Origin of the sequence: Cupriavidus mimosae, from assembly GCF_023952485.1 — a bacterium.
Classification (GTDB): domain Bacteria; phylum Pseudomonadota; class Gammaproteobacteria; order Burkholderiales; family Burkholderiaceae; genus Cupriavidus; species Cupriavidus taiwanensis_C.
Genome location: NZ_JALHRY010000014.1, coordinates 1 through 24,934, shown reverse-complemented (window position 1 = coordinate 24,934; position 24,934 = coordinate 1). Strand labels below are relative to the sequence as shown.

Annotated in this window: 19 protein-coding genes; 8 read left to right on the top strand and 11 right to left on the bottom strand. The window is 70.7% G+C overall.

The window, feature by feature from the left end; translation table 11 throughout:
• The first annotated feature begins 2 nt into the window (after positions 1-2).
• The 7 genes from MKD50_RS23225 to MKD50_RS23195 all read left to right on the top strand — a co-directional run bounded on the left by MKD50_RS23225 (position 3) and on the right by MKD50_RS23195 (position 8,430).
• Positions 3-1,025, top strand: a complete 1,023-nt coding sequence (locus MKD50_RS23225; protein WP_115706888.1) for a DUF58 domain-containing protein — start codon at positions 3-5, stop codon at positions 1,023-1,025.
• The gene (locus MKD50_RS23220) at positions 1,022-1,537 is read left to right on the top strand and encodes a DUF4381 domain-containing protein (protein ID WP_240074518.1); all 516 of its coding nucleotides are present in this window, start codon (positions 1,022-1,024) and stop codon (positions 1,535-1,537) included. The genes MKD50_RS23225 and MKD50_RS23220 overlap by 4 nt, the downstream gene beginning before the upstream one ends.
• Positions 1,524-2,609 (top strand): vWA domain-containing protein, encoded by a 1,086-nt coding sequence (locus MKD50_RS23215; protein ID WP_252668824.1) that lies wholly within the window; start codon positions 1,524-1,526, stop codon positions 2,607-2,609. The genes MKD50_RS23220 and MKD50_RS23215 overlap by 14 nt, the downstream gene beginning before the upstream one ends.
• The gene (locus MKD50_RS23210; protein WP_252668822.1) at positions 2,609-4,270 is read left to right on the top strand and encodes a VWA domain-containing protein; all 1,662 of its coding nucleotides are present in this window, start codon (positions 2,609-2,611) and stop codon (positions 4,268-4,270) included. The genes MKD50_RS23215 and MKD50_RS23210 overlap by 1 nt, the downstream gene beginning before the upstream one ends.
• An 11-nt stretch (positions 4,271-4,281) precedes the next feature.
• Positions 4,282-5,679, top strand: coding sequence for a BatD family protein (locus MKD50_RS23205; RefSeq protein ID WP_252668820.1), 1,398 nt, complete (start codon positions 4,282-4,284; stop codon positions 5,677-5,679).
• Between the two features lie 45 nt (positions 5,680-5,724).
• Positions 5,725-7,422: an aspartate-alanine antiporter gene (aspT, locus tag MKD50_RS23200; protein ID WP_252668819.1), complete on the top strand. Its 1,698-nt coding sequence runs from the start codon at positions 5,725-5,727 to the stop codon at positions 7,420-7,422.
• 129 nt (positions 7,423-7,551) lie between these two features.
• Positions 7,552-8,430: a class II glutamine amidotransferase gene (locus MKD50_RS23195; RefSeq protein WP_115706894.1), complete on the top strand. Its 879-nt coding sequence runs from the start codon at positions 7,552-7,554 to the stop codon at positions 8,428-8,430.
• Between the two features lie 30 nt (positions 8,431-8,460).
• Here the strand turns inward: MKD50_RS23195 and MKD50_RS23190 are convergent, their stop codons facing one another.
• The 11 genes from MKD50_RS23190 to MKD50_RS23140 all read right to left on the bottom strand — a co-directional run bounded on the left by MKD50_RS23190 (position 8,461) and on the right by MKD50_RS23140 (position 22,684).
• The gene (locus MKD50_RS23190; RefSeq protein WP_371925387.1) at positions 8,461-10,881 is read right to left on the bottom strand and encodes a spermine/spermidine synthase domain-containing protein; all 2,421 of its coding nucleotides are present in this window, start codon (positions 10,879-10,881) and stop codon (positions 8,461-8,463) included.
• 56 nt (positions 10,882-10,937) lie between these two features.
• Positions 10,938-11,690: a protein-L-isoaspartate(D-aspartate) O-methyltransferase gene (locus tag MKD50_RS23185; RefSeq protein ID WP_115706896.1), complete on the bottom strand. Its 753-nt coding sequence runs from the start codon at positions 11,688-11,690 to the stop codon at positions 10,938-10,940.
• 103 nt (positions 11,691-11,793) lie between these two features.
• The gene (locus MKD50_RS23180; protein ID WP_252668967.1) at positions 11,794-14,568 is read right to left on the bottom strand and encodes an Hsp70 family protein; all 2,775 of its coding nucleotides are present in this window, start codon (positions 14,566-14,568) and stop codon (positions 11,794-11,796) included.
• A 28-nt stretch (positions 14,569-14,596) separates the two neighbouring features.
• Positions 14,597-16,444, bottom strand: coding sequence for an Hsp70 family protein (locus MKD50_RS23175; RefSeq protein ID WP_252668965.1), 1,848 nt, complete (start codon positions 16,442-16,444; stop codon positions 14,597-14,599).
• Between the two features lie 17 nt (positions 16,445-16,461).
• Positions 16,462-17,034, bottom strand: coding sequence for a DUF2760 domain-containing protein (locus MKD50_RS23170; RefSeq protein ID WP_115706897.1), 573 nt, complete (start codon positions 17,032-17,034; stop codon positions 16,462-16,464).
• A gap of 38 nt (positions 17,035-17,072) precedes the next feature.
• Positions 17,073-19,037 carry an RNA polymerase sigma factor RpoD gene (rpoD, locus tag MKD50_RS23165; protein ID WP_115706898.1) on the bottom strand — a complete coding sequence of 655 codons (1,965 nt, stop codon included), beginning with the start codon at positions 19,035-19,037 and terminating at the stop codon, positions 17,073-17,075.
• Positions 19,038-19,366: 329 nt separating this feature from the next.
• Positions 19,367-19,825: an Lrp/AsnC family transcriptional regulator gene (locus tag MKD50_RS23160; RefSeq protein ID WP_018004094.1), complete on the bottom strand. Its 459-nt coding sequence runs from the start codon at positions 19,823-19,825 to the stop codon at positions 19,367-19,369.
• A 55-nt stretch (positions 19,826-19,880) separates the two neighbouring features.
• Positions 19,881-20,441 carry a cysteine dioxygenase family protein gene (locus MKD50_RS23155; RefSeq protein ID WP_252668815.1) on the bottom strand — a complete coding sequence of 187 codons (561 nt, stop codon included), beginning with the start codon at positions 20,439-20,441 and terminating at the stop codon, positions 19,881-19,883.
• Positions 20,442-20,642: 201 nt separating this feature from the next.
• Complete coding sequence (gene tolA, locus MKD50_RS23150) at positions 20,643-21,407, bottom strand: cell envelope integrity protein TolA (protein WP_252668814.1); 765 nt, start codon at positions 21,405-21,407, stop codon at positions 20,643-20,645.
• Positions 21,408-21,545: 138 nt separating this feature from the next.
• Complete coding sequence (locus MKD50_RS23145; protein WP_252668812.1) at positions 21,546-21,914, bottom strand: VOC family protein; 369 nt, start codon at positions 21,912-21,914, stop codon at positions 21,546-21,548.
• 74 nt (positions 21,915-21,988) lie between these two features.
• Positions 21,989-22,684: a TetR/AcrR family transcriptional regulator gene (locus MKD50_RS23140; protein WP_115711648.1), complete on the bottom strand. Its 696-nt coding sequence runs from the start codon at positions 22,682-22,684 to the stop codon at positions 21,989-21,991.
• Positions 22,685-23,030: 346 nt separating this feature from the next.
• Between MKD50_RS23140 and MKD50_RS23135 the strand changes: the two genes are divergently transcribed.
• A complete protein-coding gene (locus tag MKD50_RS23135; RefSeq protein ID WP_252668810.1) occupies positions 23,031-24,755 on the top strand; it encodes an AMP-binding protein in 1,725 nt (574 codons plus the stop codon).
• The last annotated feature ends 179 nt before the right edge of the window (positions 24,756-24,934 follow it).

Below are 24,934 nucleotides of genomic sequence, written 5' to 3'. Positions count from 1 at the left end.
CGATGCGCCTGCCATTCCGCGCCATCGCCCGCGCCGCCCCGGCGGCGGCGCACGCGCCGTCTTCGCAGGCGCTGAGCGGTGTCAGCGTGGACGCCGCGGCGCTGGCCCGGCTCGAGGTGGCCGCGCGCGACTTTCATTTCCTGCCGCGCCAGCCGGTGCACAGCGTGCTGGCCGGGCGCCATGCCTCGCGCGTGCGCGGGCGCGGGCTGACTTTCGAGGAATTGCGCCTGTATTTGCCCGGCGACGATATCCGCAGCATGGACTGGCGCGTGACCGCGCGCACCGGCCGGCCTCATGTGCGGGTCTACACCGAGGAGAAGGACCGTCCGGTGCTGCTGGTGGTGGACCAGCGCATCAACATGTTCTTCGGCAGCCGGCGCGCGATGAAATCGGTCAGCGCGGCCGAGGCGGCGGCGCTGGCCGCGTGGCGGGTGCTTGCCGAAGGCGACCGCGTCGGCGGCGTGGTGCTGGGCGACGACCGCATCGAAGCATTTGCGCCGCGCCGCAGCCGCGACGCGGTGCAGCAGCTGCTGGGCGGCATCGCGCGCTTCAACCAGGCGCTGCGCGCCGACGCCCCGGCGCGCCGCGCCGCGGGGCAGCTCAACGCGGCGCTGGAGCGCACCGCGCGCATGGCGCGCCACGATTGCCTGGTCATCGTGGTCAGCGATTTCGATGGACATGACACCCGCACCCGCGACCTGATGCTGGCGCTGGCAACGCACAACGATGTGCTGACCATCCTGGTCCACGACCCGTTCCTCGGCGCGCTGCCGGGCTCGGGGCAGCTGGTGGTCAGCGACGGCGAGCTGCAGGTCGAACTCGGCTTCGGCCACGCCGCCACGCGGCGCGGCATCGCCGAGTTTGCCGATGCCCGCGCCAGGGCATTGCTGGACTGGCACCATGCCATGGGCGTGCCGCTGCTGCCGCTGTCCGCCGCCGAAGAGACCGCGCCGCAGTTGCGCCGGCTGCTGGGCCGGCCGCTGCAGCAGGCACCGGTGCGGCAACGCGCGGGGGCGGCGCGATGAGCCTCACGCACAGCGCCGCCCCGGCGACCCTGGCAACGCTGGCCGACCTCGCCGTGCCGCCGCCGCCATCGTGGATGCCGCAGACCATCGGCTGGCCGATCGCCGGCGGCGTGCTGCTGCTAACGCTGGCCTGGGCTGGCTGGCGCGCCTGGCGGCGCTACCGCGCCAACCGCTACCGGCGCGAGGCGCTGGCGGAACTGGCGGCGCTGCCGCAGGACCCCGACCCCGCACACCGCGCCGCGGCCTTGCGCGCGATGGCGGCGCTGCTCAAGCGCACCGCGCTGGCGGCGTGGCCGCGCGCGCAGGTGGCCAGCCTGGCCGGCGGCGGCTGGGCCGAATTCCTGCGGGCGCATGCGGGTCGGGCCGAGGATGTCGCGCCGCAGCTGGCGGCCCTGGTGCAAGACGCCGAGTACCGTGGCGACGCCGCGCTGGCGCAATGGCCCGACGCCGAGGTGCGCGCCGTGGCGGCGGCATGCCGGCGCTGGATTGCGGAGCACCATGTACCAGTTTGAATATCCCTGGCTGTTCGCGCTGCTGCCGCTGCCCTTGCTGCTGTGGTGGTGGCTGCCGCCGTACCGCGAGGAAAGCCCGTCGGTACGGCTGCCGTTCTTTGGCGAGGTCGCCAGTGCCGCCGGGCTGACCCCGGCCGCCGGCGCCGTGGTGCCGCGCCGCAACCGGCTGCAATGGGTGCTGGCGCCGCTGGCGTGGGCGCTGGTGGTGACGGCGCTGGCGCGGCCGCAGTACCTCGAGGCGCCGGTGCAGAAGGTGCAGCCGGCGCGCGACCTGCTGCTGGCGCTGGACCTGTCGCAGTCGATGGACACGCGCGACTTCCGCGCTCCGTCCGGCGCGCTGATCCCGCGCTTGCAGGCGGTGCGGCAGGTGGTCGGCAATTTCGTGGCGCGGCGTCCGGGCGACCGCATCGGCCTGGTGGTGTTCGGCGATGCGCCGTATCCGCTGGCACCGTTTACGCTGGACCACCAGCTGGTGCAGGCGCTGCTGGCCGACCTGCTGCCCGGCATGGCCGGACCGAGCACGGCGCTGGGCGATGCCATCGGGCTCGGCATCAAGCTGTTCGGGCACAGCGAGGCGCCGGAGCGCGTGATGATCGTGCTGACCGACGGCAACGACACCGCCAGCCGCATGCCGCCCGAGCGCGCCGGCGGCATCGCGCGCGAACGCAAGGTGGTGGTGCATACCATCGGCATCGGCGATCCCAACGCCGCGGGCGAGCAGAAGCTCGACCTCGACGTGCTGCAGCGGCTGGCGGCACAGACCGGCGGGCGCTATTTCTTCGGCGCCGACCAGGCCAGCCTGGAGAGCATCTACGCGACCCTCGACCGGATCACGCCGCATGACCAGAAGACGCTGTCCTGGCGGCCGCGGCGCGAGCTGTTCATGTGGCCGCTGGGCGCGGCGCTGGCGCTGGTGCTGGGTTACCAGCTGCTGATGTTCGGCTATTCGGCGTGGGTCGCGCGGCCGCGGCCACCCCGTGCCGACGTGGCAGAAGCGACGGAAGCGACGGACGCGACGCAAGCCTCGGCCCCGCCAGGCGCGATGGCGGATGCCGCCGGGAGCGGGCGCTGATGCCGGCCTGGCTCGAGCCGCTCGCCCACTTCCATTTCCTGCGCCCGTGGTGGCTGCTGGGGCTGCTGCCGGCCGCGCTGCTGATGTGGGCGGTGCGGCGCCGCGGCGACGTGCGGCGGCGCTGGCGCGACACCATCGCGCCGCACCTGCTCGACGCGCTGATGCTCGGCGAACGCCGCCGGCTGGCGCTGCGCCCGGTGCACCTGACCGCGCTGCTGCTGGCGCTGGGCACGGTGGCGCTGGCGGGCCCGAGCTGGCGCCAGGAACGCCCGCCGTTCCTTGACGACAAGGCGCCGCTGGCGATCGCCGTGGACCTGTCGCCGAGCATGGACGCGGTCGACGTCACGCCCACGCGGCTGGAGCGCGCCAAGCTCAAGATCAAGGCGCTCCTGGCGCGCCGCGACGGCGGCCGCACCGCCATCTACGCCTATGCCGGCTCGACCCACCTGGTGTTGCCGCTGACCGACGACGCCAGCCTGCTGCAGACCTTCGCCGATGCGCTGCAGACCCGCATCATGCCGGTGCCCGGGCGCGACATGGCGCAGGCACTGCGCGTGATCGACGCCGACCTGAAGCGCGAACCCGTGCCCGGCACCATCCTGTTCCTGACCGACGGCGTCGACCCCGCCGCCGCGGCGGCGTTCCGCGCCCAGGACCACAGCGGCCGCAGCCAGCCGGTGGTGCTGGCGCTGGGCACCGCGCAGGGCGGGCCGCTGCGCGATGCCGCCGGCGGCTTTGTCGAGCAGGACGGCGCGCGGGTGTTTGCGCGGCTCGATGTGAAAGCGCTGGAGCGCTTCGGCGATGACAGCGGCGTGCCGGTGGCGACCTTCACGCCGGACAGCGACGACGACGTGGCCTGGGTGCAGCGCCACGTGCAGTCGCATCTCGAACAGATGCAGGCCGGCGACCGCACCCGCTGGAAGGATGAAGGCTGGTGGCTGGTGCCGCCGCTCGCGCTGCTGGCGATGCTATGGTTCCGCAAGGGCTGGACCGTGCGCTGGAACGCGGGCCTGCTGCTTGCCCTGGCGCTTGCCGCGCCGCCCGAGGCGCATGCGCAGTCGTCCGCGCCAGCCACGCAAGCCCATGCGGTACGCCCATGGCGCTTCGTCGACCTGTGGCTGACGCATGACCAGCAAGGCCGGCGCGCCTTCGAGCAAGGCGACTTTGCCCGCGCCGCGACGCTGTTCGACGACCCGATGTGGCGTGGCATCGCCCAGTATCGCGCCGGCCAGTACGCGCAGGCGGTGCAAAGTTTCGCACGGGTCGATTCGGCGCAGGCCGACTACAACCAGGGCAATGCGCTGGCGCGGCAAGGCCAGTACCAGCAGGCCGCCGCGCGCTACCGCCAGGCGCTCAGGCGCCAGCCGCAGTGGCCAGAGGCAAGCGCCAACCTGGCGCTGATGGAAAAGCTGCTGGCGCAGCAGCTGCCGAAGGAAAAGCCGGACCCCGACGACGGCGAAGAACCACCCGACCTGCCTCCGGACCAGGTCAAGTACGACGCCGCGAAGCCGTCTGCGCCGGGCGGCAAGTCGCTGCAGGTGGTGCTGGCGCAGGATGCCGAGATGTGGATGCGCGCGATCCAGACCACGCCGACCGACCTGCTGCAGCGCAAGTTCGCGCTGCAGCAAGGACAGGCGGCGCCGGCGCAGGGCACGCGATGAGGCGCCACGCCATGCCGACTCGCGCGTGGCTGGGGCGCGCCGCGCTGGTGCTGCTGCTGGCCGCTTGGCTGTGGCCCTGGCTGGCGCGGGCTGCTGCCGGACCGGCCGGGCCCATCGTGCGTGTCGACGTTGGCGCGCACCAGCCGGTGCTGGTGGGCCAGCAGGTCGGCATCGACGTCACCATCCTGGCGCCCAATTATTTCCTGTCGGCACCCGAGTTCCCGCCGCTCGCAGTGCCGGGCGCGGTGGTCACCTTGCCCGATGCGCGCGCCGTGAATTCCACCGAGACCATCGATGGCGTGGCCTATGCGGGCATTCGCAAGACCTACGCCTTCACCGCCGAGCAGGATGGCGAGTTCCGGCTGCCGGCCGCGACCATCCGCGTGACCTACGCCGGCGACGACGGCGCGCCGCGCGAGGGCAGCATCACCTTGCCGGTCACCACGATCCGGGCCGGCACGGGCGGCACCGGCACCGCGGCGGCGGGCGCCACCGCCGGCCGGCGCTTGCTGCCGGTGGCGCGGCTCAGCGTGACGCAGACGCTGGACCACAAGCCCGACCACGGCGTGGTCCGGCTGCATGCGGGCGATGCGCTGGTGCGCACCGTCACCACCTTTGCGCCGCAGACCCAGGCGATGATGATCGTGCCGCCGCATGCCGCGTCACCGCGCGGCGTGCGCATGTTCCGCGCGGATGCGCGGCTGTCCGACCAGGCCCAAGGCGACCAGGCCCAAGCGGCGCCGGAGCCGGGCGGCACGCGCATCGATACCCTGACCTATGTGTTCGAGCGTCCCGGCACCTATACGCTGCCCGCGGTCACGGCGGACTGGGTCGATCCCGCCACGCGCCGGCCGACCAGCTCCGAAGCGCCGGCGGTAAAGGTCGAGGTGGCCGCCGCGCGCAACGCCGGGGCGCTGGCGCCGGGCGGGCCGTCGACCGGCGCGATGCCGGGCGCGGGCGGCCTGCCGTGGCGCACGCTGCTGTGGGGCGCGGTCGCGCTGCTCGGCGCCGCCGTGCTGGCGCTGCTGTGGCGGCGGCTGCGGCCGCGCCTGGTGCGCCTGCGGCAACGCCGCGCCGAGCGCCGCCAAGCCCGCGCCGCGGGCGCCGAGGCGCGGCTGGCGGCCACGCTGCGGGCCTGCCGCGCGGGCGATGCGGCCGCCGCCAGCCAGGCGCTGGGCGACTGGACCCGCGCCGCCCACGGCACCACGCCCGTGGCCTGGGCCGAAGCCGCCGGCGATGCCGCGCTGGCCGACGCCGTCACCGGCCTGCAGCGCCATCTCTACGGGGCGGTGCAGGCCTCGTCCGCCTGGGACGGCAACCCGCTCGCGCAGGCGCTGGGCCGCCACGCAAGGCCCGCCCCGCAGCGCCGGCACCACGCCGCGCCGGCGCTGCCACCGCTCAATCCCTGATCCCGCCCTGATCCAGCCGCTCCCCCGAACTCAACCCGCGCCCCCATGACCTGTACCGTTGATTTCCTTGCCGCCAACCCGTTGCTGGTGCTGTTCATCACCGTCGGACTCGGCAATTTCGTCGGCAAGGCGCGGGTCGGACCGATCCAGCTGGGGGGCGTGTGCGGCACGCTGATCGTTGCGCTGTTCATGGGGCAGACCGGCTGCCAGATGCATGGCGAACTGAAGGACATGGCCTTCGCCCTGTTCATCTTTGCCATGGGCTATTCCGGCGGGCCGCAGTTCTTTGCCAATCTGAACCGCTCGAGCCTGCGCTATATGGTGCTGCCGGTGGTGGAGGCGCTGGTGGTGCTGGCGATCGCGCTGGCCGCGGCGGCCTGGCTGGGCTTCGACCCGGGCACCGCCGCCGGGCTGGCCGCCGGCGCCGCGACCGAGTCGGCGGTGGTGGGCACCGCCGCCGAAGCGCTCAAGCACCTGGGCCTGGATGCCACCACCGTGGGCCGCTACGAGGCCAATATCGCCACCGCGTATACGCTGACTTACCTGGTCGGGCTGATCAGCATCGTGTTCTTCACCAGCCAGATCGCGCCGGCACTGCTCGGCATCGACCTGCGCCAGGCCGCGCGCGAGGTTGCGGCGCGCATGGAGCCCGCGTCCGACGATGACGTGGCCACCCAGCCGGCGCTGCCGCGGCTGATCGGGCGCGCCTACTCGGTGCACCAGGCCGCCGGCATGACGGTAAGCCAACTGCAGCACCAGGTCGGCGGCCGGGCCTCGGTGGTCAAGGTGCTGCGGGGCGGGACCAGCATCGAGCTGGGCGATGACGACGCCGTGCAGGCCGGCGATATCCTCGCCATGGTCGGCATCCGCAGCAACCTGCTGAAGGCCGCCGCGCTGATCGGCCCGGAAGTGCTGCTGCCCGAGGCGCACACCGATGCCATCCAGCTGGTGGAAAAGCAGGTGGTGGTGAACAAGCGCCGCGTCAACGGCAAGACCCTGGGCGAGCTGGCGCGCCTGGCCGGCGCGCGGCGGCTACGCGAGGTCTGGGTGCTGGAAGTGCGGCGCTCGGGACTGTCGCTGCCGATCACGCGCTCGACGCCGCTGCAGCTGGGCGACGTGATCACCATCGTCGGGCTGGAGCCCTCGCTGTCCGAGGCCATCGGCGTCATCGGCGTGGAGGCCAGGGCCTCCGAGGTCACCGACCTGGTGTTCCTGTGCGTGGGCATCCTGGCCGGCCTGCTGGTGGGCACGCTGAGCGTGAGCCCGGGCGGCATGCACATTTCGCTGGGCAGCGGCGGCGGGGCGCTGCTGAGCGGGCTGGTGTTCGGCTGGGCCCAGTCCCGCAAGCCGTCGCTCGGCACCTTTCCCGCGTCCGCGGTGCAGATCCTGAAGGACCTTGGGCTGGCGGTGTTCGTCGCCTGCGTCGGGCTGTCGGCCGGGCCGGATGCGATCGCGCTGATCCGCGAGCACGGCGCGGTGCTGCCGCTGATCGGGCTGGCGGTGTCGCTGGGACCGGCGTGCCTGTCCTTGTGGATCGGGCACAAGCTGCTCAGGATCGAAGGCCCGCTGCTGGTCGGCGCGATTGCCGGGCAGCACGTCAGCACCCCGGCGATCAGCGCGATCCTGGCCGCCAGCCAGAGCTCGGTGCCGCTGCTGGGCTACACCATCACCTATGCCATCGCCAACGTGATGCTGCCGGTGCTGGGGCCGATCATCATCTCGCTGGCCTACCGCTTCACCTGAGTCCGGCTGGCCGGGCGCCGGCAGGTGCCTGACGGACCATTTCTTTGCCGTTCGCGCCGCGCCGTCCTACAACTGGAGTGTGGGGCGGAGGGCATCGCGCCGCACCCGCCAAGGACAAGGAGGAGCAATATGTGCCGCTGGCTGGCTTATTCGGGCAGATCCGTAGCATTGGAAACGGTGCTGTTCCAGCCGGAACACTCGCTGATCGACCAGAGCCTGAATTCCCGGCTCGGCCATACCACCACCAACGGCGACGGCTTCGGCGTCGGCTGGTACGGGCGCCATGCCGAGGTGCCGTTCCGCTACCGCTGCCTGCACCCGGCGTGGAGCGACACCAACCTGCGCGAGACCGCCAGGGCGGTGCGCGCGCCGATGTTCGTCGCGCACGTGCGTGCCGCCACCGGCACGCCGACACAGGAAACCAACTGCCATCCGTTCCGCTTCGGCCGCTGGCTGTTCGTCCACAACGGCCTGATCCGCGACTATCCGCTGGTGCGGCGCGACCTGATGATGGCGGTGGCGCCGCACCTGTTCCGCTGGATCGAGGGCTCGACCGATTCCGAGGTGATGTTCTTCCTGGCGCTGACTTTCGGGCTGGAGCGCGACCCGGTCGGCGCCCTCGAGCAGATGGCCGGGCTGATCGAGGACGTCGGCCAGCGCCACGACGTGCAGTTCCCGCTCAACATGACGGTGTGCGTGACCGATGGCCGGCAGATCGTGGCGGTGCGCTATTCGAGCGAGACCAACTCGCGCTCGCTGTTCCACAGCACCTCGTTCCGGCAGCTGCGCGAACTCTATCCGGACGACCCGCGCATCGCCGCCGCGGGCGACGATGCTTTCCTGGTGCTGTCGGAGCCGCTGATCGACGTGCAGGGTGTGTGGGAGGAAATCCCCGAAGGCATCATCCTGGTGGCGCGCGGCGGCGAGATCGACCGCCACCGTTTCGTGCCGCGCCTGCCGAGCCAGCCGGCATTGCACGCGGCCCAGGGCAACGCGGCCGCGGGCTGAGGGCGCGGGCCCAGCGGCACCGCGCAAGCCTCAGGGGCACGCCAGCGCCGCGCCGGCATACAGCAGCAGCGCCACCAGCACCACCACGGTAAAGCCGGCGTGGATCGCCAGCAGCGTGGCCAGCACCGCCGCCACCACCGAGGCGCAGGCGTTGATGCCCCAGGCCCACGGCACCAGGGTATCGTCGCGCGCGGCGAGCCCGGACAGGCCGAGCGGGAACGGCATCCCCATCAGGAAGGCCAGCGGCGCGATCAGCGCCACCGCAATGGCCACCCTGGCGGGATCCGGCCAGGCGATCAGCAGCGGGAACACCACAGGCAGCGCCAACAGGTAGAGCAGCGCCACGACACACACGCCGCCGATCGCCAGCGCCACCTGGCGCCGGCCGCGCCCGGGGCCGGCGCGCGCCGGCAGGCGTGGCGCAAAGCGGCTGCCCAGCCCCGCAAAGCACAGGAACGCGCACAGCACCACTGCCACGGCATAGAGCGGATGGCTGAGGAACAGGATGAATTTCTGGATAAAGGCGATCTCGACGAACATGAAGCCAAGGCCGACCGCGACAAAGTAGAAGCCAGTGCGCGCCGCCGGCACCGGTGACGCCGGCGCGCGCCGCCGCAGCACCCGCAGCGGCACGCCGATCAGCAGCAGCGCCGCGGCCGTGGCCTGCAGCAGCGTCGCCACCAGCACCGGATAGCCCCAGTCCAGCAAGGGCAGCCCGCCCTGCGCCTTCAGCGAGATCTGCTCCGGCAGCGTGCGCCATTTAAAGAAGTGGAAGAAGTAGGGCCGGTCGTCGGTGGCGGGCCGCACGTCGAACTTGTAGCGCGACAGGAAAAGCTCGCGCTCGGGGCCGAGCAGCGCCTGCGCGGCGGCGTAGAAATCCGGCTGGTCGAGCACGTTGTAGCGGTTGGCCGCGCCGGGCCGGATGCCGGGATGGTATTCGACGTCGAACGAGCGCGTCCGGCTGAAGTCGAGCAGCGCGCCGATTTCCGCGGGCTCGAAGTCGCCGTGCTTGACCACCAGCGTGGCCGTGTTCCAGCCGCGCAGCAGCACCAGCCGGCGCGACGGGTCGGGCACGCCCGCACGCGCCATTGCCGCCACGGCGGTGGCGAACAGTTTCGGGATATCGCGCGGCGGCAGCGAGACCCAGCGCGTGATCGCAAGCAGGCCGCCGGGCCGCAGGTGGCGCAGGTATTCCCCGAACGCCTCCACGGTATAGAGGTAGCTCTCGGAGAGCGCATACAGACCCGCCGACGAGGTGCTGAAGGAATCCAGCAGCGCCACCTGGATCAGGTCGTAGCGCTGCCGGCTGGCCGCCAGGAAGCCGCGCGCCTCGCCGACATGCACCCGCACGCCCGCCGCGCTGTACGGCCGGCCCGAGAACGCGCCGAAGCGGTCCTGCACCAGCCCGATCACCTGGGGGTTCAGCTCGACGGCGTCGACCGTGCTGGCGCCGTGGTAGAGCGCCTGCAGCACGTCGGCGCCGGCACCGCTGCCCAGCACCAGCACGCGCGGCGCCTGCAGCAGGTGGTACGGCAGCGCGGAGGTCAGGTCGCCCAGGTAGGCCAGCGGCTCGCGCCGGCCGTCATAGCGGTTGAGCGCGCTCAGGCCGTCGCCGTCGGTCAACACGGCAAGCTGCGGCGGCGGTTCCGCGGTGGCATTCAGGCTGAGCCCGGGCGCATGGCGCAGCGGGATCGACGGACTCTCGACCACCGTGACCTGGCCGAGAGGACTGGAGCGCTGCGCCACCACGCGCGCGTCGCCGATGCGCAGGGCCTGGCTCAGTTCCTTGTACTCCGACGGCCGCAACGCCATCCAGCCACCCGGGATGGCCGCCGGCACCGCCGCGGCCGCCAGCAGCAGCGCCGGCAGCCAGGGGCGGTCCACGCGGCAGGCGCGGCATTCGATGCAGGCCAGCGCCGCGGCCGCCATGCCCGCCATGCTGACCAGGCGCAGGGCATCGACCGGAGCCAGCACGAACAGCGCGGCGATGATGCCCAGGCTACCCAGACCGGCGCCAAGGATATCGAAGCTGTAGAGCCGGGGCACCTGCAGCGGGAAGCGGGCAAAGGCCAGGCACACGCTGGTGGCCGCGCACAGGAACGGCACGAACAGCAGCAGGTAGATCGCCACCAGGCGCAGCGGCTGCGTGGGCTCCCACAGGATTTCCAGCGGGTTGAAGCCGACTCGCTGCGCGAGCTCGAAGCAGGCCACGGCGCTGATGCCGAACAGCAGCGCGCCGCCCGCAAACACCGGCATGAAACGCCGCACCAGCACCGGCTGCGCCAGTGCCACCAGCGCCCCCGCGGCGCCGTAGCCGAGCAGGGCCACGCTGATCATCATGTAGGCGAAGTGATGCCACAGGATGATCGAAAGCAGCCGCATCAGCAGGATTTCGTAGCCGAGCGCGGCGGCGGAGAGCAGGGCCAGGGCAAACAGCGGCGGGCGTGGCATCGCGCTTGTCGGGCTCATCGCGCTCATCGCATGAGGCGGCCAGCCGGTGGCGCGCCTCAGTGCTTGCCGACCAGCGGCACGAAGCGCACCGGCAGGATCTGCCGGGTGCTGACGCTGCCGTCCGCGGATTTTTCGACCAGCAGCAGGTACTGCGTCAGGAACTGCGCGCCCACCGGGATCACCATGCGCCCGCCCGGCTTGAGCTGGCGGATCAGCGGCGGCGGCACGTGGCTGGCCGCGGCGGTGACGACGATGGCGTCATAAGGGGCATGCTCGTCCCAGCCGTAGTAGCCGTCGCCCACCTTGCACGCGACCTGTCGGTAGGCCAGCCGCTGCAGGCGCTCGCAGGCCTGGCGCCCGAGCGGCTCGATGATCTCGATGGTGTAGACCGCGCGCGCCAGCTGGCTCAGCACCGCGGCCTGGTAGCCGGAGCCGGTGCCGATCTCGAGCACGCTGTCGCCCGGCCGGACCCGCAGCAGATCGGTCATCAGCGCCACGATATACGGCTGCGAAATGGTCTGGCCATGGCCGATCGGCAATGGCCGGTTCTCGTAGGCGTGCGGCTTCTGCGGGTCCGGCACGAACTCATGACGGGGCACCTGGCTCATCACGGCCATCACGCCCGGGGCGATGCCGTGGCTGCGGTTCGGCACGCCGGCGCCGGCGTCGATCGCCGCAATCTCGCTGACCATCTCCGCGCGCTGCTTCTGCCGTGCGTCGTCGGCGCGGCACAGCCCGGCCGATGCCATGGCGGCAGCGGCGAGCAAGGCGAGAAAGACGATAGAGGGATGGCGGGCGAACGGCTGCACGATGGGACCCCGGAGAGCCTACCGACATCGTAGGTCATCGGCTGCCCCGGCGCCGGCAAGTGGCAAGCGAGGCGCTTGCGGGCGCTCTCCGCCCCGGGGCGGGCTAGCCCGCGATCAGCTTGAGTCCGGCCGGCAACGCCTCGCCGAATACCCGTCCCTCGTCGGCGGCGTCGAGTTCGACCACCTCGCGCACCATCGCGATCCAGCCTGGCGGCGCGTTGGCGGCCTCTAGCCGGCGCACCACGTTCGCGCGCAGCTCGTCGGGCAGGTCGCGGGTGCGGTCGCCGGTCATGCGTGCGATCTGCACCGCGGCGAACGCGGCCGGCTCGATTTTTTTCCAGTCGAGCGCGAGGATGGCGTCCAGCCACTGGCCGGCGGTCTCGGCCGGCACCACGCTGTGCGCGCTGCCGTAGAACGGCATGCGCGCGCCGATGCGGCCCACCGCCCACCAGCCCTGGTTGTTCTCGGAGGGTTTGCGCAGCCGCGTCAGCAGCCAGCCGGCCAGCTCGGTCTTGGCGTCGACGGGCAGGCGCTCGAGCGAACCGGCCAGCCGCACCATGTCGGCATAGCCGCCCCGGGTGGGCCCCGCCGGCTTCTTGAAGTGCGCGCTGCCGGGCGGCTGCAGGTAGAAGGCCATGTCTTCCAGCAGGCGCAGCTGCGCGCTTTCGTCGAGCCCGCCGGCGGCGCGCCGCCACAGCGTCCACCATTCCGACCAGTTCTGGCTTTCGTTGACGTACTGGATGCCCTGGTCGTACTGCGACCACAGCTGCGCCACGCGCCATTCGTCGAGCGGGTAGCCAAAGCCCGGGCGCACGCAATAGCCCGCCAGGTTAAGCCACAGGCGCTCATGGTCCGCCGTGCGGCGGCGGCGCCTGGCGCGCTCCCACAAGGCGCCGAACAGCTCGCGCAGCAGCGCGCTGTCCCACTGCTCGCGCGCGCCCAGGATCTGCTCCAGCTGCGCGCGCAGGCGCTTGACCTCCTTCGGCCCGACCTCCTGCGAACGCGCGCCGAAGGTGCGGTCAATCAACTCCAGGGCCTGCGGCAGCGACGGATGGGCCGTTGGCGCCGGCGGCGCGGCGTCGTTGCCGCGCAGCTGGAACTCCAGGCGCCAGCGCTGCGCGGCATCGCCGGTGTTGATGCAGTGGACTTCGAGCGTGCCGACCTCGGTCAGTGACGTGGTGATCTGCACCGGCGTTTCGCGCGGGCCGCCGGCGCCGCGCGTCGGCACCACGGTGGCGATCGGCGGCAGGCGCACGAAGTCGCCGCCGGACAGGTCGGTCAGCGCGCCGGGCTGGTAGGGCGTCTCGGCCACCGACGACACCAGGTGGAACTGCACCGGGTGCCCCAGCCGCAAGGCGAAGGTGCGGTCGCTGAGGTGGATTTCGTGGCCTTCCTCGGTGCCGCGCGGCAGCAGGCAGATGCCTTGCTGGCCCGTGGCGCCATCGTCGAGCACCAGGAAATAGCTGCGCGCCGAGCCCCCGCCAATGCGCGGCGCCTGGCCGGCGCGGGCGCGCGCATACGCGACCGCGCCGCGTGCCACGGCAATGTCCGGATCGGCGTTGTGCAGCAACTGCAGCGGCGCGCCGCGCCAGCCGCCGAGCGTGTCGGCGATGCGGTCGGCCAGCGCCTGCGCGCGGAACACGCCGCCGTTGAGCAGCAAGGTGTCGGGCACCGGCAGGGTATCGTCCGGCGCGTCCTCGATGCCGAGCGCGGCACGGGCCTGCGCCGCGTGCTGGCCCAGGAAGGCGGCGACGTGGCGGGTCACGGCGGGATCGGCGGCATAGGGCAGGCCGAACTCGACGATGGCGCCGCGCGCGCGCCGCGGCCGTTCGCTGGCCGGCACCCTGGGGAAGAAGCCGTCGACCACCAGTTGCTCGACTTCCTGCCGCGTCACCTGCACCGAGCGCGCGCCGCCGACCAGCCGGGAGCCCGCGCCCAGCAGCGTCACGTTGACGGCATCGGGCGCATCCGCGCCCAGCAGCTGTTCCTTGGCGGCGCGGCAGCGCGCCACCAGCTGCGACAGGCTTGCGGCCGACAGGCGTGGCTGCGCTGGCGCGCCGTCGCCCAGGCGCGCTTCGACCTGGTGCGCCAGTCCCAGGTCCATGTTGTCGCCGCCGAGCATCAGGTGGTTGCCCACGCCGATGCGGGTCAGTTGCGGCTGCCCGTCCTGCATCGCCACGCGGATCAGCGTGAGGTCGGTGGTGCCACCGCCGACGTCGCAGATCAGCACCAGCCGGGTTTGCGCGAGGTCCCGCTCCAGGGTCTGGCGATGGTGGAACAGCCAGTCGTAGAGCGCGGCCTGCGGCTCTTCCAGCAGGCGCAGCGCGGGCAGGCCCGCCAGGCGCGCGGCTTCGAGCGTCAGCGCGCGCGCGCCCTCGTCGAACGAGGCCGGCACGGTCAGCACCACGTCCTGCTGTTCGAGCGGCGCGTCGGGGAAGCGGTGGTTCCAGGCCGCGCAGACGTAGCCGAGATAGCTGGCGCTGGCGACCACCGGCGAAATCTTGTCCAGATCCTCCTCGCCGCCCCAGGGCAGGATCGGCGCGGTGCGGTCGACCGAGGCATGCGACAGCCAGCTCTTGGCGCTGGCCACCAGCCGGCCCGGCACCTGCGCGCCCAACGTTGCCGCCAGGCGGCCGAACACGGTGCGGCGCGCGGCCGCGCTGGCGGCCGATTGCCAGGGCAGCTGCAGGTCATCGCCATTGAGCTCGCCCGGCGCCGCGTGGTAGCGCACCGACGGCAGCAGGGGACGGGCCGCGACCTCGCCCGGCGCGACCAATTGGTCGATGTCGAACACGCGGATATCGTCGGAGCCGACCCTGGCGTAGGCCACCACCGTGTTGCTGGTGCCAAGGTCGATGCCGACGATGTACTGCTTCATCGACTGCTTCATCGCCGCTGCCGCGGCTTCAGGCATCGGCGTTGCCGCGCACGTCGAATTGCACCTTCCAGCGTTCGCCGCTGGCGCGCGGCACCGCCTCGAGCTCCAGCGTGCCGGCCTCGGTCACGCGCGCATGCAGCCTGACTGGCACCACTTCGCCGGCGGTGCGGCCTTCGGCGGGCAGGGTTGCCTGGATTTCTTCCAGTTCCTGCAGTTCCTCGGGTCCCCAGAAGTCGAGCAGGGTGCCGACCTGATCCTGGCGCCGCACGGATGAGCCGAAGAAGCGGAAATGCACCGGTTCGCCCACCACCAGGCCGAACTCCTGCGGCGGCAGCTCGGCCTCGGTGCCTTCTTCCATGCCGAACGGGGCCACGCACAGCGCCTGGATCGGCGGCTCGAAGCCCGGCACGGCGGGCATCGACGATTCCACCGCGATGTAGTAGGCGCGCGCGGTGCCGCCGCGGATGCGCACACCCTTGCCGCGCCGCACGTAGCCGTAATAGGCGGCGCCGCGCGCCACCGCCAGGTCCAGCTCGGCGCCGTCGAGCAGGCGCGCCGGCGCCGCGCCTTCGGCAGCGAGCCAGCCGTTGAGCGTCTGCAGGATGCGCTCGACCAGCAGGCCCGACTTGAACACGCCGCCGTTGAACAGCACGGCGGTGGGGCGCAGGAAGCTGGCGCCTTCCGGCTGCGTGGCCTGCAGGCCTTCGATCTCGGCCAGCGCGCCTGCTTGCCGGCCCAGGAACGCCGCCAGGTGGCGCGTGATGGCCGCGTCCTGCGCGTACGGCAGGCCCAGCTGCGTCAGGCCGGCGCGGGCCCGGGTCACCGGGCGCGCCGCGGCGTCGACTTGCGGGAAGAACCCTTCGAGGATGGTCTGGGTCAGTTCGGCGCGGGTCAGCTCGGTGCGGATCGAGCCGCCGATCAGCTTCGCGCCGCGGCTGGGCACGACCAGCGGCACGCTGTCCGTGGCCGGGTCGGTCAGCAGCGTTTCCTTGGCGGCGCGGCAGGCGTAGGTCAGCGCGCGCAGCTGCCACGGATCGGCCTGCGTGCCCTGCGCCGCCAGCTTGCGCGCCACCACGTGCGCCAGCGCCAGGTCCATGTTGTCGCCGCCCAGCAGGATGTGGTCGCCCACCGCGATGCGATGCAGCTCGAGGTTGCCGTCGCGCTCGATCACGGCGATCAGCGACAGGTCGGTGGTGCCGCCACCGACATCCACCACCAGGATGATGTCGCCCACCTTGACCTGCTTGCGCCACTGGCCGGCGCTCTTCTGGATCCAGCTGTAGAGCGCGGCCTGCGGCTCCTCGAGCAGGGTCATGCGGGCATAGCCGGCCGCCGCGGCGGCCTCGGCGGTGAGTTCGCGGGCGGCAGGATCGAACGACGCGGGGATCGTCACGGTGACGTCCTGCTCGCCGAACGGCGCGTCGGGATGGGCCTGGTCCCACGCTTCGCGCAGGTGCGTCAGGTAGCGCACCGAAGCCTCCAGCGGCGATACGCGCGGCACCTCCGGCGGCGCGTCGGCGGGCAGGATCGCCGCGCGGCGGTCGACGCCGGGATGGCACAGCCAGCTCTTGGCGCTGGACACCAGCCGGATCGGCGTGCCCGCGCCGCGGCTGCGCGCCATCTCGCCGACCGCGAAGTCGCGCGCGGCGCTCCACGGCAGGTTCAGGTCGCCCGGGGCCAGTTCGCTGGCGTGCGGCAGGTACAGGAACGAGGGCAGCAGGTCGAGGTCCTCGACCGCGCCGGGCGCGGTCAGCTGCGCGATCGGCAGCACGCGCTGGCTGGTGTTCTCGCCATCGCTGGCAGCCAGGTCGACGTAGGAGACCGCGCTGTGGGTCGTGCCCAGGTCGATGCCGATGGCGTAGCGGGCCTGGCCGATGGCATAGCGGGCCTCGCTCATAGCTCCACCTCGGCGGGGGCGATCACGGTCGCGTCATGGCGCTCGGCCAGGCGCGGCAGGCGCACTTCCTCGACCTTCCAGCCGCGATGGCTGATGGCGCCATGGAACGGTGCGCTGCCCACCACGTTGCCGGTCAGGCGGATCGCGCTGGCATCGAAGCCGTCGGCCAGCGTGACGCGGCTGCCCTCGGCTTCCTCGCGCACCGGGCGGATGGTGAAATGCTCGCGCAGCACCGCGCGGCAGCCATCGTGCACCAGGCGCGCGGCGGCGCCGATCTCGGCGTCGGCATAGCGCGCGATGTCTTCCTCGACGAAGTCGACGAAGCGGGCGTCGCGCTGCAGCAGTCCGAGCAATTGCAGCGCGGCCACCGGGCTGGCTTCCTTCAGCGCGGGCGCGGGTTCAGCAACCGGCGCGGGCGCGGGGGCGCTCACCGGGGCCGCCTGCGCAGCCGGCTCGCCCGCGCGCAGGCGCTTGATGCCGGCGGCCAGCTCGCGGTTGCCCAGGATCGCGAAGAACGTGCCCATGGCAAGCGAGAGCCTGCCAAAGAAAGAGAGGTTCGGGTCAGGCATGGATAACACTCCTCTGTGCGCGGATGGCGGAGGACCGCTCAGGCGTCGCGCAGATAGGTGATCAACTGGTCCGCGCGGCTGGGATGCCGCAGCTTCTTCATCGCCTTGCTTTCGATCTGGCGGATGCGCTCGCGCGTGACATCGAATTGCTTGCCGACTTCTTCCAGCGTGTAGTCGGTCGACATGTCGATGCCGAAGCGCATGCGCAGCACCTTGGCTTCGCGCGGCGACAACTCGTCGAGCATCTCGCGCACCACCGCGCGCAGGCCGGCCTGCAAGGCGGCGTCGGCGGGCGTGGCGGTGTCCGAGTCGGCGATCATGTCGCCCAGGCTGGTGTCGCCGTCCTCGCCCACCGGGGTCTCCATCGACACCGGTTCCTTGGCGATCTTCATGATCGAGCGCACCTTGTCCTCGGTCATGTCAAGGCGCTCGGCCAGCACCGCCGGATCGGGTTCCTTGCCGGTCTGCTGCATGATCTCGCGCGACAGGCGGTTAAGCTTGTTGATCTGCTCGATCATGTGCACCGGCACGCGGATGGTGCGGGCCTGGTCGGCGATGGCGCGCGTGACCGCCTGGCGCACCCACCAGGTGGCGTAGGTGGAGAATTTCCAGCCGCGGCGGTATTCGAACTTGTCGACCGCCTTCATCAGGCCGATGTTGCCTTCCTGGATCAGGTCAAGGAACTGCATGCCGCGGTTGGTGTATTTCTTGGCGATCGAGATCACCAGGCGCAGGTTGGCCTGCGTCATCTCGTGCTTGGCCTGGCGCATCTGGCGCTCGGCCGCCAGCATCTTGCGGTTGACCGCCTTCAGTTCGGCCAGCGACAGCGCCGCGCGGGCCTGGATGTCGATCAGCTTCTGCTGGTGCGCTTCCAGGTCCGGCAGCGCGCGCGCCACCGCGGCGCTGTAGGGGCGGCCTTCGGCGGCCAGGCCCTGGCCCCAGGCCAGGTTGGTCTCGTTGCCGGGGAAGCGCGCGATCACGTCCTCGCGCTCCATGCCGCAGCGCTCGACCAGCAGCTGCACCACCTGGCGCTCGATCGCGCGCACCTCGTCGACCATGGACTGGACGTTGGCGCACAGGCGCTCGATAGTGCGGGCGGTAAAGCGGATCGTGCGCAGCTCTTCGCGCACCGCGTCGCGCGCGGCGGCGAAGGCCGGTGCGGCGGCGCGGCCGGCTTCGCTTTCGGCGCGCATGCGCTCGAACTGCTCGGCGACACGCGCAAAGCGCTTCATGCACTCGTCGCGCAGCCGGGCCAGGTCGGCTTCGGCGCTTTGCTGGCCGCTGCTGCCTTCATCGGCGCTGTCGTCGTCGTCTTCGTCGGACTCGTCGGCGCTGTCGAGGCTGCTGTCGTCGGTGTCATCCGCGGCGGCGGCGGCCGGCTCGGCGATGGTCTCGTCGCTGAGGCCGTCGACCACGTCGTCGATGCCGATCTCGTTGGCGGCGACCTTGGCCGACAGCTCCAGGATCGTGGCGATGGTGAACGGGCACGCCGAGATCGCGTGGACCATGTTGTTCAGGCCTTCCTCGATGCGCTTGGCGATCTCGACTTCCTGCTTGCGCGTCAGCAGCGTGGCCGAGCTCATTTCGCGCATGTACATGCGCACCGGGTCGGTGGTGCGGCCGAACTCGGAATCGACCGTGGCCAGCGCGACCTCGGCTTCCTCTTCGGCCTGCTCGTCGGAGGCCACCACCGGGCCGTCGCTGAGCAGCAGGGTCTCGGCATCCGGGGTCTGCTCGTAGATCTTCACGCCCATCTCGGCGAAGGTGCCGACGATGCTTTCCATCGCGGCCGTATCCGTGAAGTTCTCGGGCAGGTGGTCGCTGATGTCCGCGTGCGTCAGGTAGCCGCGCTGCCTGCCGAGCTGGATCAGCGCGCGCAGCTGCTGGCTGCGCGCGGCGGCATCGGCCGACGGATCAGTATGTGCCGCGGCCGGACTGGCCTGGCCGTTGTCCTTGACTGCTGCTCGTGTTTTGGCTGCGGTTCGTTGTGCGCCACTTGTCATTGACTGCTGTTTCCTTCGTGCATCGCGTTTCGACGGCAGTGCGCACGAGGGCGCGCGTGATTCCAACCTGCTGTCAAGGCTCGCGTGGGGTTCGGCGGGGGCGGGGCGGATAACCGTACGCCGCGGCCGTTTGAATAGGGGCCGCATATTCTACAGCCATTGCTGCGTCGCAGCAGGTTCCGGGCCCGGAATGCGTGGCGGCTAGTCTGCCGGAATGCGGGGTATTTGCAACAGGATGCGCTGAAAAGCGCGGCAGAAGCCGCTGCCATGGCGGGAATTGCCAGTGCTGGCCGGCCCGGCTGCCGCGCTACGACCGGCCAAGTGCCGGCTCAGGCATAGTCCAGCGGCAGCGCGGTGGTGTACTTGATCTGCTCCATGGCGAAGCTGGAGCTGACATCGGCCAGCTCGGCGCCCTGGATCAGCTTCTTGTAGACGCGGTCATAGGCGGCGATATCAGGCACCACCACGCGCAGCAAGTAGTCGGTGTCGCCCGCCATGCGATAGAACTCGGTCACTTCCGGGATCGACGACACCAGTCCGTGGAACTGCTTGAGCCATTTCACGTTGTGCTGGCTGGTGCGGACCGAGACGAACACGGTGACACCGGCATTGAGCTTGCCGGCGTCGAGCAGCGCCACGCGCTTGCGGATCAGGCCGGCCTCTTCCAGCTTCTGGATGCGGCGCCAGCATGGCGTCGAGCTCAGGCCGACCCGCTCGCCGATTTCCGCCACCGGCAAGGTGGCGTCTTCCTGCAGCAGGGCGAGGATCTGTTTGTCGTAGCGGTCCATGGCGCGTGGCTTCAGAGGGGGAAAGGGCGCCCGCACCAGGCGCGCGGCGGGGCGGCTAGGCGTCGGCGGGCACCAGCAGGTTCACGCCGGTCGCAATATGGTCGCGGCTGACCCCATAGAGATGCAGGGAAATCGCGATCTCTTCGCTGGCGTTGCCGAGCGCGTGGATATGCTGCAGGCCGCCCGGCACGCTGAAGGTATCGCCCGCGCTGCGCGTGACGGTGTTGGCATGGTGCGCGCGCCGGCTGGCGGGATCCCACCGGTAGTGCTGCTCGGTCAGCGAGCCGCGCAGCACGCGGTAGGCGCACCAGGTGCGGTGGCCATGCACCGGGCTGGCCTGGCCCGGGCGCCAGACCAGCACCATGGCCGAGAAGCGTTCCAGCGGATCGCCGTAGACCAGGTGCCGGGTATAGGTGTCGGCCGAGCCCAGCAAGGCCCCCGGCGGCAACGCCGCCAGCAGCGTTTCGGTGTCGGGCAGGTGCTGCGCGATGTGGCTGGCAACCAGGCGCGCGCTGTTGCTGAAGATGTCGGCGAGGTCGAGCGCCAGCCGGTCGAGCGGGGCGCCGGCCGGCCGGGCGGCAAGAGGGGAGGCGGTAACGAGGGAGGCGGTCGTCATGGCGGGCTTCGTCGGCTTGTTCTTGTCTATTCATGATATGGACCGGCGGTAGCACAGGCATGCAATTTGTCCTTCCAGGCGCGGTGGAATTGTAATCTCATTCCTGTAAAGCGCGAATTATTGGAATTTAGTTCTATCGGGTCGCCGTTGGTGCGATAACGCACGCTACGGGACGCGGGCGCGGCCTGGGGTGGCGAGGGCCTAGCCGCCCTCGTCCCTGGGCCAGAACGTGATCAGGATATTGGAGGGCGCCACGCCGTTGCTGTCGCGCGGCAGCGGGTCGGAGCGCTGCACCGCGCGCAGCACCGCGTTGTCCCAGCCGGCATTGCCGCTGGATTTGGCCAGCCGCGTCGACAGCAGCGAGCCGTCGGGCGCCATGTGCACGGCGACCACCGCCGCCGGATTGCCGGCGACATCCTCGTTGAAGATGATGTTGGGCTTGACCCGCTGGCGCACGCGCTCGGCATAGCCCGAGGACGGTCTGGCCGACGAGCCCGAACCGGCTCCGGTGTTGGACGTGGCGCCGGCACCGCCGGCCTGCGCGCGCAGGCGGGCCAGTTCGGCCTGGCGCTCGGCGTTGCTGGCCTGGCGCTGCGCCTCCGTGGCCTTGCGCTGCGCCTCCTTGCGTGCCGCTTCGGCACGGGCCTGGCTTTCACGCTGCCGCGCCTGCGCGGCCTCGCGCTCGGCCTGCCTGTCTTTGCGCTGCTTTTCCTGCAGCGAGATATCGGCGTCTTCTTCCTCGACGGGCTGCGGCACCGGTGCCGGCTTGACGGCAGGCTCGGGCGCGGTGGCTTCGGGGACGGGCTCCCACAGTTCTGCCGCGACGCCGGTGGGCACGGCGTTGCGCCAGCGCACGCCGTAGTACAGCAGGGCCCCCAGCAGCAGGTGCATGAGCAGGGCCAGCAGGAAACAGGTCAGCGTGCGCCGCTCGCGCACGGGCTGGTAGGGATAGGCGGCGGTCTGCATGGTCCTTGGATGCGGCGGAAACCAGGCCATTTCATTCTATGAAGCCCAACCGCATCAACCAAGCGCAGGATGGTGTACAGGCGCGGCGTGGTGGCCGCCTGCCGTGTCGAGGCAGAGGCACGTCAAGGCCGCGGGGCTTCAGCCCCGGGTGAAGATCTCGAGGAAGTGCTTGCTGGGATCCTCGAAATAGATGCGCCGGCCGCCGTCGTCGGTATTGATCTCGCCAGGGCGGCGCCGGTACGGGTCCGCCCAGAACGTGAGCTGGTGCGCGCGCACGCGCGCGAGACCGTGGTCGAATTCGGCGTCGCTGACCAGGAAGGCGTAGTGCTGCATGGCGATATCGCCTTGCCCGTCCATGAAGTCGAGGGTGACGCCGTTGTCGAGCGCGACGCCAAGAAAGGGGCCGAACGGCTCGGCTGGCGGACGGCCCAGGACCTCGCACAGGAAGTCCGCGGAGGCCTGCTTGTCGTGAGAGAAGACGATGGTGTGGTTAAGCTGGACGGGCATGTCGCAATCTCCGTGCTGGGGTTAATGCCTCCTCCAGCGTACAAGGAATTCGCCCATTTGGCCGGGGGATCGGGTCAGGCCCCGTCCAGCTTGCGCAGCGCCGCGCCGACTTCGCCATGGAACGCGCGCAGCGCTTCCAGCTCGATATTCGCCGGCTGCAGCGCGGGCCACAGCAGGGCCACCATGCCTGCGGCGGTCTTGTCGATATCGACCTCGCGCTCGCGCGCGATGGCATCCCACAGGATATGCTCCATCGGCCCCAGGATGGCAGAGCGCAACAGGCTCAGCGGCAGGTCGGCGCGAATCTCGCCATGTTCGCGGCCGCGCGCCAGCAGCTCCATCAGCGGCGCCGTATAGCGGCGCTGCAGGGGCACGAACTCCTGCCCCAGGTCCGGCCCCTTGGCCCGTCCTTCGGACAACACCAGCGCGCACAGCCCGGTGCCCTGGATCAGAAACAGGCGCAGGTGCGTCTTCACGTAGAACGCCAGCTGGTCCCTGGTGCTCTGGTGCCGCGGCATGCCGCGCTCGACCGCGTCGATGATTTCGTCGTACCAGTCCTCGATGACCCGCACGCACAGCTTGCGCTTGCTCTGGAAGTACGTGAACACCGTGGCCTCGGACACGCCCAGGCGCTGGGCAATTTCGGTGGTGGTGGTCTTGTCGTAGCCCAGTTCGGCGAACACCTCGCGGCTGACGCGCAGGATGTCGCGGATGCGTTGTTCCGCCCTGGCGCCGGACGGGATCCGGCGGGTGGCGGCGTTGTCTTCCATGGTGTCGGATCCCCGGCAGGCGAAAGCGCGAATGATAGGCCGTACCCCGGTGCAGGGCACGGAACTGCGGCAGCGCGGACCAGGCGGGCGCCGCGCAATGCCGTTACATCGTACCCCATTCTTGCGCGCAGTTGAGTAAGCCTCAAATTAAGGTTGAATTTTCCCGGCAGCCCGTATACCTTTTCGTCATTCCGATGTGACGAGACCGGAAGTCTAAGGATTACCCGGCAGCACTGGCAGTCGCCATCACGGGGTTAACCCGGATTGGGTGAACCACCCCGGCGATATTCGTGATGTTGAGTTACGCTCAACTCAAGTCGAAACCCGACGCGCTTTGGAGACAACGATGAAGATGCAGGGAGAGCCGCTTCCCACCATTCTGCCCGCCGGCGGGCTGTCGCACGTCCGTGGCGACACCAGCCTTGCGCTGTCCGAGCAGACCGTGCCGGCGCTGCTGGCGCAGACCGTGGCAGCGTTCCCGGAACGCGAGGCCGTGGTCTTTCGCGAGCAGGGCGTGCGCTGGAACTGGCGCGAGTTTGCTGAAGCCATCGATGCGCTGGCCGCCGGGCTGCATGCGCTCGGCCTGGCCCGGGGCGACCGCGTCGGCATCTGGGCGCCGAACCGGGTGGAGTGGCTGGTGACGCAGTTCGCCACGGCCCGGCTGGGCCTGGTGCTGGTCAACATCAATCCGGCGTACCGGCTGGCGGAGCTGGAATACGCGCTGAACAAGGTCGGCGTCAAGGCGATCGTCGCCGCCGAGGCCTTCAAGACCTCGCGCTACCTCGACATGCTGCAGGCGCTGGCGCCGGAGCTGGCCACCAGCGCGCCGGGCGCGCTGCAGGCCGCGCGGCTGCCGTCGCTGCGCTGGGTGATCCGCATGGGCGAGGGCGAGACCCCCGGCATGATCCGCTATGCCGAGGTGCTGGCGCGCGGCGCCGGCGTGGCGCGCGCGGAGCTCGACCGCATCACGGCGCAGCTCGACCGCCATGACGCGATCAACGTGCAGTTCACCAGCGGCACCACCGGTGCGCCCAAGGGTGCCACGCTCACGCATCGCAATATCGTCAACAACGCGCGCTTTATCGCCATGGCGATGCGCTTCTCCGAGCAGGACAAGCTCTGCATCCCGGTGCCGTTCTACCACTGCTTCGGCATGGTGCTGTCGGTGCTGGCGTGCGTCTCGACCGGCGCGGCGATGGTGTTCCCGGGCGAGGCCTTCGACCCTGAGGCCACCATGCGCGCAGTCAGCGAAGAGCGCTGCACCGCGCTGCACGGCGTGCCGACGATGTTTATCGCGCAGCTGGACCACCCCCGCTTCGCCGACTACGACTTCTCCTCGCTGCGCACCGGCATCATGGCCGGATCGCCATGCCCGATCGAGACCATGAAGCGGGTGGTGGCGCAGATGCATATGTCCGAGGTGACCATCGCCTACGGCATGACCGAGACCAGCCCGGTGTCGTTCCAGAGCAGCACCACCGATCCGCTCGACAAGCGCACCACCACGGTGGGCCGGGTGCAGCCGCACCTGGAAGTCAAGCTCGTCGACGCCAGCGGCGCCACCGTGCCGGTAGGCGAGAAAGGCGAGCTGTGCACGCGCGGCTATTCGGTGATGCTGGGCTACTGGGACGATGAGGCCCGCACCGCCGAAGCCATCCGCGACGGCTGGATGCACACCGGCGACCTCGCCACCATCGACGAGGAGGGCTACTGCAATATCGTCGGCCGCGTCAAGGACATGCTGATCCGCGGCGGCGAGAACATCTATCCGCGCGAGATCGAGGAATTCCTGTTCCGCCATCCCAAGGTGCAGGCGGTGCAGGTGTTCGGCGTGCCCGATGCCAAGTATGGCGAGGAGGTGTGCGCGTGGATCGTGCTGAAGCCGGGCGAGAGCGCCACCGAAGACGAGATCCGCGCGTTCTGCCGCGACCAGATCGCGCATTACAAGATTCCGCGCTACATCCGCTTTGTCGACGAGATGCCCCTGACCGTGACCGGCAAGGTGCAGAAGTTCGTGATGCGCGACCAGATGGTGCGTGAACTGAACCTCGATGAATCCAGGACGGCCTGAGCGCCCGGCCCGACAGATAAACCCTACACAACCGATAACCGACTGCCCGAGGCCCCTATGGCGGTAATTGAAACCAAGCTGAACGCCCGCTCCGAGTCGTTCAGGACCAATGCGCAGGCAATGCAGGACCTGGTTGCCGACCTGCAGGAAAAGATCGCGAAGCTGTCCGAAGGCGGCGG

Coding starts and splice junctions, on each gene's coding strand:
- MKD50_RS23205 (WP_252668820.1), top strand. CDS start 4,282: ATGCCGACTCGCGCGTGGCTGGGGCGCGCCGCGCTGGTGCTGCTGCTG.
- MKD50_RS23215 (WP_252668824.1), top strand. CDS start 1,524: ATGTACCAGTTTGAATATCCCTGGCTGTTCGCGCTGCTGCCGCTGCCC.
- MKD50_RS23225 (WP_115706888.1), top strand. CDS start 3: ATGCGCCTGCCATTCCGCGCCATCGCCCGCGCCGCCCCGGCGGCGGCG.
- MKD50_RS23170 (WP_115706897.1), bottom strand. CDS start 17,034: ATGCCTGACCCGAACCTCTCTTTCTTTGGCAGGCTCTCGCTTGCCATG.
- MKD50_RS23140 (WP_115711648.1), bottom strand. CDS start 22,684: ATGGAAGACAACGCCGCCACCCGCCGGATCCCGTCCGGCGCCAGGGCG.
- MKD50_RS23220 (WP_240074518.1), top strand. CDS start 1,022: ATGAGCCTCACGCACAGCGCCGCCCCGGCGACCCTGGCAACGCTGGCC.
- MKD50_RS23135 (WP_252668810.1), top strand. CDS start 23,031: ATGAAGATGCAGGGAGAGCCGCTTCCCACCATTCTGCCCGCCGGCGGG.
- MKD50_RS23160 (WP_018004094.1), bottom strand. CDS start 19,825: ATGGACCGCTACGACAAACAGATCCTCGCCCTGCTGCAGGAAGACGCC.
- aspT (WP_252668819.1), top strand. CDS start 5,725: ATGACCTGTACCGTTGATTTCCTTGCCGCCAACCCGTTGCTGGTGCTG.
- MKD50_RS23195 (WP_115706894.1), top strand. CDS start 7,552: ATGTGCCGCTGGCTGGCTTATTCGGGCAGATCCGTAGCATTGGAAACG.
- MKD50_RS23210 (WP_252668822.1), top strand. CDS start 2,609: ATGCCGGCCTGGCTCGAGCCGCTCGCCCACTTCCATTTCCTGCGCCCG.
- MKD50_RS23190 (WP_371925387.1), bottom strand. CDS start 10,881: ATGCCACGCCCGCCGCTGTTTGCCCTGGCCCTGCTCTCCGCCGCCGCG.
- rpoD (WP_115706898.1), bottom strand. CDS start 19,037: ATGACAAGTGGCGCACAACGAACCGCAGCCAAAACACGAGCAGCAGTC.
- MKD50_RS23145 (WP_252668812.1), bottom strand. CDS start 21,914: ATGCCCGTCCAGCTTAACCACACCATCGTCTTCTCTCACGACAAGCAG.
- MKD50_RS23155 (WP_252668815.1), bottom strand. CDS start 20,441: ATGACGACCGCCTCCCTCGTTACCGCCTCCCCTCTTGCCGCCCGGCCG.
- MKD50_RS23180 (WP_252668967.1), bottom strand. CDS start 14,568: ATGAAGCAGTACATCGTCGGCATCGACCTTGGCACCAGCAACACGGTG.
- tolA (WP_252668814.1), bottom strand. CDS start 21,407: ATGCAGACCGCCGCCTATCCCTACCAGCCCGTGCGCGAGCGGCGCACG.